We start from the raw sequence: 15,169 nt of genomic DNA, 5'->3' as shown, positions 1-15,169 counted from the left end.
TTTGAAAGAAATTCCTAAAAAACTAGTTGTAATTGGTGCTGGATATGTTGGAACAGAACTAGGGACTGCTTATGCTAACTTTGGTACAGAGGTTACATTCCTAGAAGGTGCAAAAGATATTTTAGGCGGATTTGAAAAATCGATGACTCAATTAGTTAAAAAAGGTCTGAAGAAAAAAGGCGCTACAGTGATTACAGAAGCAATGGCTAAAGGCGTGGAAGAAACAAAAGATGGTGTAAAAGTTTCATATGAAGTAAAAGGGAAAGAAGAAATAATTGAGGCGGATTATGTCTTAGTAACTGTAGGCCGTCGTCCAAACACAAGTGAAATTGGTTTGGAACAAGTGGGTATCGAATTAGATGAAAAAGGTCTTATTAAAGTTGATAAACAATCCCGTACAACTGTGAAGAACATCTATGCTATTGGTGATATTGTACCAGGTGCTCCATTAGCGCATAAAGCTTCTTATGAAGGTAAGATTGCTGCAGAAGCAATTAGCGGTGAAAAATCTGAAGTTGATTATATTGGTATTCCTGCTGTTGCTTTCGTTGAGCCAGAATTGGCTATGGTTGGTCTTACTGAAGCACAAGCAAAAGAAGAAGGCTATGACGTGAAGGTTGGTAAGTTCCCATTCGCGGCAAATGGCCGTGCATTATCCTTAAATAATACAGACGGTTTCTTAAAACTTATTACTCGTAAAGAGGATGGATTAATTCTAGGAGGTCAAATCGCTGGACCAAACGCTAGTGATATGATTTCTGAAATTGGACTAGCTGTTGAAGCTGGTATGACTGCAGAAGACTTAGCACTTACTATTCATGCTCATCCAACATTAGGTGAAATTACAATGGAGGCAGCAGAAGTAGCGTTAGGTTCTCCAATTCATATAATGTAATTTAAATTAAGAAGATAACCCAAGAGTCATCTGGGTTATCTTCTTTATTATGGCTCTAAAATATATGTTGGGGTTTTAATAAAATTTAAGCATAAAAAAACACGCAAGCTCCTATATCCTTTAAACTTGAATTGACGAGAAACAAGTGGATAGGAGTTGCGTGTATATGTATTTTAACATGAAATTACCTGGATTAGAAGAAATGAAAATAACGAAAACAGAGGAGATAGAGGACTCTTTTCTCAAGGATATATCAAACCACTATCTATATGGAAAGCCTGGTGAGCCTTTGGATGTTCCTCCTGATTGATCTGTAAAAAGGTATTTACAAGAAGAGGGAGAAAAAGTGGAGGTAATTATTATGGGTATGAGCCCTAGCTTAAAATAAGCCGTTCAACATGCATGGAGATTATTCCTATTAGTATTATTGCAGACCGGTTGCATTTCTGCTGTTTATAATATCGGGTAGTTGAATCCACCCTCATACACATCTATTTACCTGAATTGGATTAAAGCACAAAATAGATTAGAACAAAAAAACCACCCAAATAACAAGGTGGTTTTTTTACAGCTTATAAATTAAAGAAGTCTGGTAAGAACAGTGATAATTGTGGAATAAATGTGACTAGCAATAATACCACAATGACCGCTGCAAAGTATGGTATTAAAGTACCAATTACTTGTTCAATTCTAACACCTGCTATAGATGTCCCAACGAATAATGCACTACCAACAGGAGGTGTCATATTCCCGATACAAAGCGCGAAACATAGAACCATTCCAAAGTGTACAGGATCCATTCCAAATGTTTGTGCAACAGGTAAAAAGATTGGTGTAAAAATTAATACTGCTGGTGTAATGTCCATGAATGTTCCAACAAGTAATAGAATTAATATCATGATTAACAATATACCAATTTGATTATCTGTAATTGATAAAAGGGCATTACTAATTGCTGTTGGTAAACCTAAATAAGACATAACAAGTGAAAATAATGCAGATGATGTTATCAAGAAAAGAATCATACCTGTAATTTCAATTGTCTCTTTTAATATAACAGGGATATCCTTCCATTTTAATCCTTTGTAAATGACTGCTAAAATGGTTGAGTACAGAACAGCAACTGCTGCACCTTCTGTTGCTGTAAAAATTCCTGCAACAATTCCACCAATCACAATGACAATTAATAACAAACTTGGTATGGCACTAATAACAATATAAAAGATATCCTTAACCCCTGGTAAGGTAGAAACAGGATAGCTCCTTTTTTTAGCCATAAAATAGGCAACAGCCATTACCGCGAGGCCCCATAAGATACCAGGGACGTAACCAGCCATGAATAATGCTGCAACAGATGTACCACCACTAACTAAGGAATAAACAATTAGCACAGAGCTCGGTGGGATAATTAATCCAGTTGGAGCGGAGGCAATATTAACAGCAGCTGAATAGGTTTTGTCGTATCCCTGCTTCTCTTGCATTGGTCCCATAATACGTCCCATTGCAGCAGCCGATGCTACACTAGAACCTGCAATACTACCAAATAGCATATTACCAACTGCGTTAGTATGTGCGAGTGAACCTGGTAATTTCCCAACTAAAACTTTTGCGAAATTAACTAGTCGGAAGGCAATCCCTCCATTATTCATAATGATACCAGCTAGTACAAATAAGGGAATAGCTAACATCGTAAAATTATCAATTCCAGTGATCATGCGCTGTGCTGATGTCATAATTGCTACATCAAATGGTAGTACGGTTAAAAAGGTAAATACGGAACTTAATATAATGGCAATCGCAATGGGAGCACCAATTAAAAGTAATAGAATAAAGCTAACAAATAAAATAGTTCCTGCTATAGCTGTCATTATACTCCCACCTCCTCGTTTTCTCTTGTCTCATTTGAAATCATGCTATGAATGGTATAAAAGATAGTAAACAGCCCACTTACTGGTAAGGACAAGTATACGAGAGCCATTGAAATACCCGTTGCTGCAGCTGATTGAGTAGTGGTAAGCATAACTACTTTTATCCCTCCATAACCCATAAGAATCACCGCAGTTAAGATAACTAAAATGTCCACGGTTCTTTCAATGACCCGTTGGATTTTCGGATTAAACTTTTCTCTAAAAAATAAAATGGCAATATGCTTTTTGGCACCGAATACATAAGCGGCAGATGTTAGCCCAAACCAGATAAGCATATATCTTGTTAATTCCTCTGTTCCTGGTGAAGATATATTTAATACATATCTAGCTAAAACTTGCCATATAGATAGGACAACCATTGCAATAATTAATATGGATGAGAGGCTAAGTAGAATCTTGTCTACTACTTCTTTTACTTTATTCATTTTGTATCGCCTCCTGGATTAGTTGATAAATATCTGCTGTCTCCTCATGGGATGAGAATTGTTCATGCTGTGGCTCTACAGCCTGAATAAATGAGGTTTTGTCGACTTCTACAAACTCTACACCCATCTCTTTTTTTGCTATTTCTGTCTGTTCCTTTATACTTTTTTCCCAAACAACTTCGTGATAGGAAGTAGATTCCTTGGCTGCTTCCTTTATGATTGATTTTTGTTCGTCCGTTAACTGATCAAATTTCTTTGCATTCATAATTAACATATCAGGAACAATTTGGTGGCCTGTATACATATAATATTTGGCGACTTCCCCGTGGTTATTTCCAACTAATGCAGTTTCATTATTCTCAGCAGCATCGATTACTCCGGATTGTAAGGCAGTATATACTTCACCGTAAGCCATAGCTGTAGGTACACCACCAAAGGATTCAATCATTTGTACACTTGTCTGACTTGGCTGAACTCGTACCTTTAGTCCCTCCATGTCTGAAACATTTCTTACTTCTCTATCTTTTGTATAGAGATTTCGCTCACCCGCATTATAATAGGTTAGCCCAATGAACCCATTATTTCTTGTTTGCTGATAAAGTGTTTCTGTTACCTTAGGGTTGTTCATTACTTTCTGAAATGTGTCGTAATCCTCGAAAACGTAGGGAAGACTAAAAATAGAATAATCCTTGGAAAAGCCCTCCAATGCGCTAGCGCTTACTTTTGAGAAATCAACAGCACCAGTTTGCGTTAATTCGATAACTTCACGCTCGCTTCCTAATTGACCATTAGGAAAGAGAGTTACTTTCATTTTCCCATTTGATTTTTCTTCTACTAACCTTCCGAACTCCGTTAAGGATAGATGGACAGGGTGATCCAGTGTTTGGTTATGTGCGAGTTTAAGTTCAATTACATCATTCGTTTGTCCGGAAGCATTCTGGCATCCGACAAGTAAGAACAATATAAATAATGTTATTAAAGATTTTCTCATAATGGTCCTCCCCGAATTATTCTCCTACAGTAAAAGGAGTTATATAATTGTATTAAAAGGTGCGTAATGAGCATATTGATTTTTCTTATAGTTTGTCTACTATAAGAATTTCGATACAAATAATTGAAATGTAATCTAAAGTATATTACGTATTCCAAATTAAAATGATTTAAATAGCATTAGTCTAATGCAGAGAATGCAGTATAGAAGTCTGTATGGGCTTTCATTTAGTTTGTTTGGTAAACAAACTAACAATAATAATACTTGAATACTGAATAAATATCAACAATAACCGGGAAAAATTTTAAAAAAATAGACACCCAATTAAAAGGGTATCTATTAAAAGAGGTATAAAAAGGTTACGTCCAGTTTTCATTTCCAGATAGATTTCAGGCCTCGTAATCTACATCGACTAAAGGAACTTAACGGAGGACCATTAAGTAAGGGCTTGTGTATCATTCGATGAAAATGAGCTTGTGTTTATAGGTCATATGTCATGTTTAAAAGCAATTAAGTTGTCGTGTGCAGTAAAATCAATTGTATCTATATCAAAGAAGTTCTTTATGACTAATGCTGCCCCGCCAAGGACACAGGAATATTCTCCAAGCTTGGAGGCTCTAATTTCTCTATAATTATTCATTTTAGATTTTAGTCTTTTCGTAATGTCCATAATGAATGGGGAATTTCCATTTATTATGGAACCATTTAGTATTACCTTTTCAGGATTAAAGATATTGATAACATTATTGAGTCCTGCAGCCAAGTATTCAAAGTAATTATCCATGACATCTAAATGATCCGTGCTATGTTTATTTATCGCATCTTGAAGGGAAATAGGGGGATTATTATTTTGTAATGCATCCATTAAGGCCCTTTCAGAAGCATACAATTCCCAGCAACCTTTATTCCCGCATGGACATTGTTTACCATGGGTTTCTACAACCATATGGCCGATTTCTCCAGCAAACCCTTGATATCCACGATAAATTCTATTTTCATTTATAATACCCAATCCAATTCCTGCATAGAGAGTTATACAGAAAAGGTCTGATATATGCTCATCAAAGACCTGTTCAGCAAATACACTTAAATTGGCGTTATTATCAACATAAACAGAGGTATTAAATGCATTTTCCAGTTCTTCTTTAATTGTTATATTGGACCATTTTTGATTAGGGGTAAAGATAATCTCCTCTTTGTTATTTACAATGCCATGAATTCCGACACTCATTCCGATAAGACCAAGTGGATGAAATTGTTGGTTAAATGATTTTACCATTGGCGTTAACTCTTGTATGAGTTGAGTAATTACTTGATTAAGGTCATCATGTTTAAGATGTATCTTTTTGGTATCGATGGTTTCTCCCTTAAGATTCATAAACAATACAAAAATAGCAGTTGTGTTGATATCTATCCCAATACTGTAGCCAGCCTGTCCATTTATCTCTAATTTGATAGGTCTTCTACCTCGATTGACGGATTCGCTATCATATTCCTCCACAACAATTTGTTCTTTTAAAAAATCATGAACTTGCGCAGATACCGTTGCTTTATTCAAGCCGGTAATTCGTGCTAGGTCACTTCTAGATAATGATACGTTTTTTATAATTTCCTTTATTAAAATTTTGCGATTTAGCTGTTTGATATAGCTTGCATCTCCGGTTTTCAAGTCGTTTCCTCCCAAAATCACAAAACCTCCATTCCCATTCATTTAAAGAAAGAATAGGGAAGGAAGTCTGTTTAGAAAATAATTAAGCACTGTTTTTGCTTGAATTAAGGAACATTAGCATTTATTATAGTATATGTAATATTGTTTGTTTAGTAAACAAATGTTTATTTTATGGGATATTATCTTATAGTTTTCCTCCATTTATGGAAAATTAGACATAGTAATTAGAAGGCAGATGAATCAAAAGGTGGAAAGCGTACGATAATAAAGGATGACGCGGAGTAAGAATGGAAAGGTGGATAACATGAAAACGTTCATAACCGATGACTTTTTGCTTTACAACGAAACAGCAAAAGAGCTATATCATAACACAGCAAAAAATTTGCCAATTATTGATTACCATAATCATCTCAATCAGTATGAGATCTTAGAAGATAAAAACTTTGGTAATTTAGCAGAGGTTTGGTTAGGTGGAGACCACTATAAATGGCGTGGGATGAGAGCTAATGGGGTTAGCGAAGAATACATTACAGGAAATAAAAGCGATTACGAAAAGTTCCTCGCCTGGGCTAAGACTATTCCAAATACCATTGGAAATCCTCTTTACCATTGGACACATTTAGAATTACTACGTTATTTTGACATAGACGAGCTACTTGACGAAGAGACAGCACCTAGAATTTGGGAAGAAGCTAATGAGAAACTAGCCTCACCAGAAATGTCCGTTAGAAACTTATTAAAAGGTAAAAATGTCGAATTTGTTGGTACGACAGATGACCCAACAGATGATTTAAGAGCTCATGAAGACCTAGCAAAAGAGGATATGTCCTTTACGGTTTCACCGTCATTCCGACCGGATAGTGGATTAGGGATTGAAAAGGATGGTTTCGTATCCTGGGTAGAAAAGCTTGAAAAGGCTGTAGGTTCTTCTATTGAAAATTATGATGCCTTTCTAGATGCCCTGTCTAATAGGGTGAATTTCTTTAATGAGCGTGGCTGTCGAAGCTCTGACCATGGTATCAATGTTATCTTCTTTGAAGATGCAACAAAATCGGAAGTATCGGATATATTTGCGAAGCGACTTAAAGGAGAAACGTTATCAGAAAAAGAAGTAGAGCAGTTTAAGACATATACCTTAGTTTCATTAGGAGAAATGTATGCTGATAAAGGATGGGTTATGCAATTGCATATCAATCCATTACGAAATAACAGTACAAGAATGTTTAAGTTGTTAGGACCTGATAGTGGGTTTGACTCTATTGGTGATCGTTTACTAGCAGATAAATTATCCAATCTCTTAAATGCGATGGATATAAATAATAAACTTCCTAGAACGGTTTTATATAGCTTAAATTCTCGAGATAACAATGTTCTTGCTGCAATGGCTGGCAACTTCCAAAATGCCGAGGTGCCAGGTAAAGTTCAATTTGGTACGGCTTGGTGGTTTAATGACACCATTGATGGAATGGAAGACCAAATGAGAACACTGGCTAATATCGGCTTGATTAGTAACTTTATTGGAATGTTAACTGATTCTAGGAGCTTCCTCTCATTCCCAAGACATGAATATTTTAGGAGAATATTGTGTAACTTATTAGGAACATGGGTAGAAGAAGGTAAAGCACCGAAGGATATGAAGTTATTGGAAACATATGTGAGAAATATCTGTTATGATAATGCAAAACGCTATTTCTCTATCGGTGAAAAATAAAAAATCTTGAATGTATTCCAATTAACAATTATTATGAGATATAAATAATGTTGGAAAGGAAATGACTATGGCAAAACAACAAATAGGTGTTATCGGTTTAGCGGTAATGGGAAAAAACTTAGCATTAAATATTGAGAGCAGAGGAAACTCTGTAGCGGTATTTAATCGTACGTATGCAAAAACACAGGAATTTCTTGAAAATGAAGCAAAAGGCAAAAACTTTGTTGGTGCGGAAACAATTGAAGAGTTTGTTAACTCTTTAGAAAAACCACGTAAAATTATGATGATGGTTAAAGCTGGGCCAGCAACAGATGCTACTATTGATTCTCTCATGCCATATCTTGAAAAAGGCGATATCTTAATTGATGGTGGAAACACCTTATATGAAGATACGATGCGTCGCAATCAAAAACTAGATGAATCCGGAATTCACTTTATTGGTACAGGCGTTTCTGGAGGGGAAGAAGGAGCACTTAATGGTCCGTCTCTAATGCCTGGTGGTCAAAAAGAAGCATATGACTTAGTTGCTCCAATTTTTGAAGCTATTTCAGCTAAAGTAGATGGGGACCCATGTGTTACTTACATTGGACCAAATGGTGCAGGTCACTTCGTAAAAATGGTTCACAATGGTATTGAATACGGAGATATGCAACTAATTGCTGAAGCATATAATATTCTTAAAAATGTACTCGGTATGGAAGCGGACGAACTACATGAAGTATTTAAGGAATGGAATAAAGGTGAGCTAGATAGTTACCTTATTGAAATCACTGCAGATATTTTCACGAAAAAAGATGATGATACAGGTAAACCGCTTGTTGAGGTTATCTTAGATAAAGCTGGCCAAAAAGGTACTGGTAAATGGACAAGTAAAAATGCATTAGATTTAGGTGTACCACTTCCATTAATTACGGAATCTGTATTTGCACGCTTTATCTCTAGCTTGAAAGACGAACGAATTAAAGCAAGCAAAGAATTAAGCGGACCAGAAGCCGTTAAATATGAGGGAGATCGTAAAGAACTTATTGAAGCCATTCGTAAAGCTTTATATATGAGCAAGATTACATCCTATGCACAAGGTTTTGCACAAATGCGTGCAGCATCAGAAGAATATGGATGGGACCTTAAATACGGTGACATCGCTATGATTTGGCGCGGTGGATGTATTATCCGTGCTCACTTCTTACAAAAAATTAAAGAAGCATTTGATAATGAGCCAAAACTTGCGAACTTAATGTTAGACCCGTATTTCAAAGAGATTGTAGAGAACTATCAATCTGCATTACGTGAGGTTGTTTCCGTTGCTACAAAACACGGTATTCCAGTACCAACCTTCTCAAGTGCAATTGCCTATTATGATAGCTATCGTTCTGAGGATTTACCTGCCAACTTAATTCAAGCACAACGTGATTATTTTGGTGCGCATACATTTGAACGTAAAGATAAAGAAGGTATTTTCCACGCTGAATGGTTCTAATATCCAAGATAAAAAAACGTCTAGAGGTTTTTCCTTTAGGCGTTTTTCCTTTGTTCATTCTGTTGCCCAAAATATATAAAATGTGCGAGAGCATTAAAATAAATCTAATCAGGGATTAGACGTTTGATGGAAAAGTTCAAGATAAGGGCTATCCCAACGCCCGTTGTGGGTATAATGAAGATGAGGAGACAACCATAAGTGTCCATAGCGAGCTAAGAAATACAATCCTTAAGTTTCAAGCATAGGATATTTCTGGAACGAGCTAAATACACCAATATCCGAACAAATTAGGTGTACAGTATTATTCCCATTATAAAAAACATAAAAAAAGCACCCAAATCCTTCAGTTGATGATAGGGGTGCTATTCATTCGACTAATGAATGAGCTATACCTATTAACAAATAGTTTCCGGTTTTTTTGTTCGGGTATCGTTTTTATCTGTTTGTTCCTCTGGTACTGGCAATATGAGGTCTGAAACGTCTAAAAAGCGGCTGATAGCAAGAGCGCAGGCTCCCATTAATCCGGATTTATTACCTAATTCAGAAATAACGATTTCCCGATATTCACTAACAGATGATTTAAGATTACTTTTGATTTCATCAATTACGTTTGGATAAACTTTTAGTATTTCACTATTTAGTACAATTGTTTCGGGATTATATAGATTAATAATATTATTTATTCCAATGGACAGATAACGAATAAATTGTTTCAAATATTCATATGTGGTTGGATCTTGATTGGCAATACGGTTTTTAATTTCTTCATATGCCACGTTTGGCTTTTGAAGCAAATCAGATAATTCCTCTATAAGGGTTGGTTCTGATGCATATCGTTCCCAGCAACCATGGTTTCCACATGCACATGGCTTTCCTTCTGGAGCTATAATCATATGTCCCATTTCTCCAGCCAATCCGTGGTAACCTTTATGGAGTTGACTATCTATCATGATTCCAGCACCAATTCCTGAAGTAAGAATAAGTGTCAGTAAATTATCACTCTGATGATTGTAAACTTTTTCAGCATAGGCAGATAGATTAGCATTATTTTCTATAGATATTTCTATATCTAATTCTTTGGATAAATCGGCCTTTATATCTTTGTTGCTCCATTTTAATTTAGGTACAAAGATAATCTTCTCTTCCTTATTAACGGTTCCATGGATAGCAATATTGGTGCTAATTAAACCGTAAGAACAATTAGAGTATTTTTCCTTAAATTCTTTGATGTATTTAATTAATAATGGAATGATTGTATGATAATCTTTTGTATCTAATCCCACGGTAGTCTGTTCAACAGATTTACCATTTAAGTTAGATACAGCAAATTGTATATTAGGTGTGTCTAAATCAATTCCAAGAACATAACCAGCATCCCCACTTATAGAGAGCATAATCGGTCTTCTCCCGATAGAATTATGTTCCTGTCTCGTTTCATAAATTAACTTTTCATCAAGTAAATCGGCTACCTGTACAGAAATGGTTGCTTTGTTTAATCCGGTTTTTTTCGATAATTCTGCCCTTGAAATCATTTTATTTTTTATGATTTCCTGTAATATTAAACTTCTATTTAGTTTCTTTATGTACGCTCCGTCCCCCGTTACCATGAAAATTCCCCCTTTTGTATTTTATAGATTACGTAGTATATTTTATTTGTATAGTAAACAAAGTTATTAAGGCATTACTATATATAATGATAACAGTAAATTTCCAAAATGGAAGGGTTTACATTAATTTGTGAAAAAATATTTTTAAACTATGCTAAGAATAGGGGGAAAGAATAAGCGAGTATTATTAGTATACTATAATTATTTTAACAATTAATTTACATTTTAACAACTATAGGTGGTAGATACTATGAAAATTGCTTTAATTGCTCATGATAAAAAGAAAGACGACATGGTACGATTTACACAGCCTTATAAATTTAGTTTAGAGAAGCATGAAATCTTTGCAACGGGTACGACAGGGTTACGAATTTCAGAGAATACAGGTTTATTTGTTCATCGCTTTTAGTCTGGTCCATTAGGCGGAGATCAGCAAATCGGTGCACTTGTAGCAGAAAATGAAATGGATATTTTCTTCTGTGATCCTTTAACAGCATAGCCTCATGAACCTGATATTTCCGCTTTAATGAGATTATGTGATGTTTACTCGATTCCACTTTCAACCAATATGGGAATAGCAGAATTGTTTTTACATGCATTAGAACGTGGGGACTTAGGTTGGCGTGAAATTATTAATAACGATGACAATAGTAGGTAATACGTGGATGACTAGAGATAGAAAAATGCTGTCTCTTTTTTTCTTTATTATAAGTGTCGCTACTTTGCAAAAGGGTTTGAAAAAATCTTCTATCAACTTAAGAAGAAAATCCTGTTATTTTTGACCTATTAATAAAGATAGAAATATAGGAATGTCCAGTATTTTCCTGAAGAAATCTATTGACTAGTAAAGCGTTTTCATATAACCTTTAGGCAAGGTTAGTTGGTTTGCGAAACAAATTAACCTGAGAGAAAGGGTGCAAGCTAGGTATTGGGAATATTTTTTCATTTAAATTTTCCCAATAATCCGTATTATAAGTATTTTATATATTATTTCGTAGTAAGGCCTGTACATAGTTTGTTTTACAAATAAACTATGTAGATTGAATGATACAGGTACTCATTGCGACTCTAAATAAGGAGTGATGCCTTAATAGTACACAATATTGGTAGAAAAGAAGTTTTGAAAGTCTTTTATTAAGAATGAATAAAAGGGGGAAGAAAGTTATGGCAAACAATGTGGGAGAAGGTGTGCAGCAGTATCACAGTGCAAAATTATGGCAGATTGGATTTTTTGCGTTAAACAACACTGCTACGAATATGTATATGTTTATTTTAGGGTTTGTATCTTATTATGCTACAGGGATAGCGGGGCTGGCAGTAGTTGTAGTAAGTACGGTTCTAACAGCAATGCGTGCTTTTGACGGTATAACAGATCCAATCATCGGATTTGTTATTGATAAAACTGAGTCTAGGTTCGGAAAATTCCGACCCATGATGATTTTAGGCAATGTTATCTTAGCTAGTTCTATTATATTAATGTACAGTATTACTCATAATTTACCGGAATCACTACAATTAATTTTCTTTATTGCGTCATATGCATTATATGTTATCGGGTATTCATTCCAAACAGCATGTACAAAAGGTGCACAAACTGTTTTGACAAATCATCCAAAGCAACGACCGCTTTTCGCTGTTTTCGATGGTGTTTATAATGCATTAATTTTTACAGGCGGTCAAATTTTTGTAGCATCTTATCTCGTTAATAAACACGGTGGCTTTACGATGTCATTATTTATAGAGTTAAATGGTTATGGGATTATCCTTTCAGGTATATTTACCTTCCTAGCCGTTCTAGGTATCTGGGCGAAGGATCGTAAAGAGTTCTTTGGACTGGCAGAAATGACGGAAAAAATAAGGTTTCGTGATTTTTGGCCAGTAATAAAAGAAAACAGACCATTGCAAATGCTTGTTCTCGCAGCCTCTAGTGACAAACTAAGCTTTAGTGTAATGAATCATGCTGTGGTGGCGGTAATGTTATTTGGTATCTTACTGGGGGACTACGAACTAAGTGGGCAGATATCAGCAATTATTCTTGTACCAGGTATTTTAACGACGATTATAGCGGTTTGGTATGCAAGAAAAACGGATTTGAAAAAATCCTTAATCATGTCGACGTGGATTGGAATCATTTCATTTAGTTTGTTAATGGTATTGTTACTCATGATTGATCCAACAACAATATCTCTTTCAAATTTTGGATTGACGACACTAATATTTATCATATTATATGCGATAGGTAGGGGTTTTGGTACAAATTCAGGTGCAATTGTTATACCAATGATCGCTGATGTATCAGACTATGAAACTTATAAAACCGGACGTTACGTACCTGGGATGATGGGAACTCTCTTCTCGTTTGTTGATAAGTTAATTTCATCTGCAGCGCCAGCACTTATTGGGTTTTCTGTAGCTCTAATTGGTTACCGTTCAGAATTTCCGGAGATAGGCGAAACATTGACACCATCTTTATATGGAATGACTTTATTCCTAGCGTTTGGTGTACCAATACTTGGTTGGATTGTGACATTAATTGCTATGAAATTCTATAAATTGGATAAAAAGAAAATGGAAGGAATTCAAGAGGCGATTGCAGAGATAAAGCAAAAGGCTGAAGAAAGGGAAACAAAAGTAATTTGATGAAATGCTAGGATATCTTTGATATGAGGTATCCTGTCATTTCTTGTGAATATAGATTTCTGAGATTAACATATGGAACTTGTTGGAAAGAAGGATGAAGATATTGGTAGAACAACAAAATGGAGGTCAATCTACGGAAAAAATTAAAAAAACGCCAATAATGATTGTATTAATTTCTGGAGCATTTGTAGCAATCTTGAACCAGACATTATTAGGAGTAGCATTACCTCACATCATGGCTGATTTAAATTTAGATGAGAATACCGCACAATGGCTTCAATCCATATTTATGCTTGTAAATGGTATTATGATTCCAATTACGGCTTTTTTAATAGGGAAGTTTACAACACGAGGCTTGTTTTTATCGGCTATGGGTTTATTTGCATTCGGAACACTTTTGGCAGCAATCGCACCGGGCTTCTCTATACTAATGCTTGGTCGAATTTTTCAGGCGGCAGGTGCTGGAATTATAATGCCACTTATGCAGACGGTTATGATATTAATTTTTCCGATTGAACGAAGAGGGTCTGTTATGGGAATGTTTGGCTTGGTTATTGCCTTTGCACCAGCAATTGGCCCATCATTAGCAGGTTATATTGTCGAAAATGCTGCATGGAGAACTTTGTTCTATATGATTTTACCGATAGCTATTATTAATATGATTATCGCATATTTTAATTTTAAAAATGTAACGAAACTAACGAATCCAAAGATTGATGTTATCTCTATTATATTATCTACATTTGGTTTTGGTGGTATCTTATATGGATTCAGTATTGCAGGAACTACGGGTTGGGGAAGTATGGAAGTGGTTATTTCCTTTGTGGTAGGTGCGGCTGCATTAACCTGGTTTACTTTCAGGCAATTAAAGTTAACACAACCTATTCTAGAACTTCGAGTATTTAAGTATAAGGTTTTTACGATAACAACGATGATCGGCATGATCACATTTTTAGTGATGATTGGTGATGCAATTGTATTACCTTTGTATATGCAGGGTATGCTTGGTTTTACTGCATTTCAATCCGGTTTAGCCTTATTACCAGGCGCTATATTAATGGGGATTATGAATCCGATAACAGGAAGGTTATTTGATAAATACGGAGCAAGATGGCTCGCAATAATTGGTTTATCTTTAATCACCATAACTACATTTATGTTAGCAGCTCTTACCGCTGAAACCTCATTCACTTATATCGCTACCGTTAATATATTTAGAATGCTTGGCATTGCTATGGTCTTGATGCCAGTAACCACGGCTGGGTTAAATGTTTTACCAACAAGATTGATTCCACATGGAACAGCGGTGAATAATACATTTCGTCAAGTGTCTGGCGCAATTGGTACAGCACTGCCAATAACGATAATGACCACAGCTGTCATTCCGGAAGAAGGGATAAACGGTTTAATTCATGGTGTGAATGTTTCTTATACTGTTTCAGGAATCATAGCCATCATCGGTCTTGCCATTACATTTAATATAAGGGATAGAAAACCGATAAAAGATATAGAATCGAAAAGGGATATAGAAACGGAAAATGAAAGAAAAATTGCATCTAGGTAAAGGTCTGAATGATAGGAATTGTAGTTTTTTTAATATACCAGCGATTCAGGGAATTTTTAAAAGCTCCTTCCCTTGAAATGTACTATTTTGTTATTATAATAGCACATTTCAGGGGGAGGTTATTTTTGTAAGTAGAATATTTATAAGGATTTAAAGGAATATTTGAGCAGGAATACATAGTATGGGTTTCCAGGTTACCCAGTCTCATCAATGTACAATGTGATTCAAATCTAATTAGTCCTAAAAATGTAATAATAATCCT

At 35.3% G+C, this 15,169-nt stretch carries 11 protein-coding genes and 1 pseudogene; 7 read left to right on the top strand and 5 right to left on the bottom strand.

The genetic code is table 11. The annotated features are described in order from the left end of the window. Both CAO17_RS16270 and CAO17_RS21950 read left to right on the top strand, forming a co-directional pair. A partial coding sequence (locus CAO17_RS16270; protein ID WP_179151856.1) for an FAD-dependent oxidoreductase occupies positions 1 to 895 on the top strand: 895 nt, incomplete at its 5' end. Positions 896 to 1,073: 178 nt separating this feature from the next. Then, on the top strand, positions 1,074 to 1,205 hold the full coding sequence (locus CAO17_RS21950) for a hypothetical protein (protein WP_281252942.1): 132 nt from the start codon (positions 1,074 to 1,076) through the stop codon (positions 1,203 to 1,205). 262 nt (positions 1,206 to 1,467) lie between these two features. Here the strand turns inward: CAO17_RS21950 and CAO17_RS16265 are convergent, their stop codons facing one another. From CAO17_RS16265 to CAO17_RS16250, 4 genes are all read right to left on the bottom strand, one after another. Beyond that, complete coding sequence (locus CAO17_RS16265; RefSeq protein WP_085993652.1) at positions 1,468 to 2,763, bottom strand: TRAP transporter large permease; 1,296 nt, start codon at positions 2,761 to 2,763, stop codon at positions 1,468 to 1,470. Continuing rightward, on the bottom strand, positions 2,763 to 3,248 hold the full coding sequence (locus CAO17_RS16260) for a TRAP transporter small permease (RefSeq protein ID WP_085993651.1): 486 nt from the start codon (positions 3,246 to 3,248) through the stop codon (positions 2,763 to 2,765). The genes CAO17_RS16265 and CAO17_RS16260 overlap by 1 nt, the downstream gene beginning before the upstream one ends. Then, positions 3,241 to 4,239 (bottom strand): TRAP transporter substrate-binding protein, encoded by a 999-nt coding sequence (locus CAO17_RS16255; RefSeq protein ID WP_085993650.1) that lies wholly within the window; start codon positions 4,237 to 4,239, stop codon positions 3,241 to 3,243. The genes CAO17_RS16260 and CAO17_RS16255 overlap by 8 nt, the downstream gene beginning before the upstream one ends. 487 nt (positions 4,240 to 4,726) lie before the next feature. After that, positions 4,727 to 5,908, bottom strand: a complete 1,182-nt coding sequence (locus CAO17_RS16250) for an ROK family transcriptional regulator (protein WP_179151976.1) — start codon at positions 5,906 to 5,908, stop codon at positions 4,727 to 4,729. Between the two features lie 304 nt (positions 5,909 to 6,212). On the opposite strand from CAO17_RS16250, the gene uxaC reads away from it, so the two are divergent. Both uxaC and gndA read left to right on the top strand, forming a co-directional pair. Beyond that, the gene (uxaC, locus tag CAO17_RS16245; protein WP_085993648.1) at positions 6,213 to 7,619 is read left to right on the top strand and encodes a glucuronate isomerase; all 1,407 of its coding nucleotides are present in this window, start codon (positions 6,213 to 6,215) and stop codon (positions 7,617 to 7,619) included. 67 nt (positions 7,620 to 7,686) lie between these two features. After that, on the top strand, positions 7,687 to 9,096 hold the full coding sequence (gene gndA, locus CAO17_RS16240; protein ID WP_085993647.1) for an NADP-dependent phosphogluconate dehydrogenase: 1,410 nt from the start codon (positions 7,687 to 7,689) through the stop codon (positions 9,094 to 9,096). A 395-nt stretch (positions 9,097 to 9,491) separates the two neighbouring features. Here gndA and CAO17_RS16235 read toward each other — a convergent pair whose 3' ends face one another. Further along, positions 9,492 to 10,703: an ROK family transcriptional regulator gene (locus CAO17_RS16235; protein WP_085993646.1), complete on the bottom strand. Its 1,212-nt coding sequence runs from the start codon at positions 10,701 to 10,703 to the stop codon at positions 9,492 to 9,494. A gap of 250 nt (positions 10,704 to 10,953) precedes the next feature. Between CAO17_RS16235 and mgsA the strand changes: the two are divergent. The 3 genes and pseudogenes from mgsA to CAO17_RS16220 all read left to right on the top strand — a co-directional run bounded on the left by mgsA (position 10,954) and on the right by CAO17_RS16220 (position 14,907). Next, positions 10,954 to 11,361 (top strand): annotated as a pseudogene (gene mgsA, locus CAO17_RS16230) (methylglyoxal synthase). A 506-nt stretch (positions 11,362 to 11,867) separates the two neighbouring features. Beyond that, positions 11,868 to 13,343: an MFS transporter gene (locus CAO17_RS16225; protein ID WP_085993645.1), complete on the top strand. Its 1,476-nt coding sequence runs from the start codon at positions 11,868 to 11,870 to the stop codon at positions 13,341 to 13,343. A gap of 94 nt (positions 13,344 to 13,437) precedes the next feature. Next, the gene (locus tag CAO17_RS16220; protein WP_085993644.1) at positions 13,438 to 14,907 is read left to right on the top strand and encodes a DHA2 family efflux MFS transporter permease subunit; all 1,470 of its coding nucleotides are present in this window, start codon (positions 13,438 to 13,440) and stop codon (positions 14,905 to 14,907) included. Positions 14,908 to 15,169: the final 262 nt, after the last annotated feature.

Origin of the sequence: Oceanobacillus senegalensis (assembly GCF_900176885.1) — a bacterium.
Lineage (GTDB): Bacteria > Bacillota > Bacilli > Bacillales > Amphibacillaceae > Oceanobacillus > Oceanobacillus senegalensis.
This window is presented reverse-complemented; position numbering and strand designations above follow the sequence as displayed.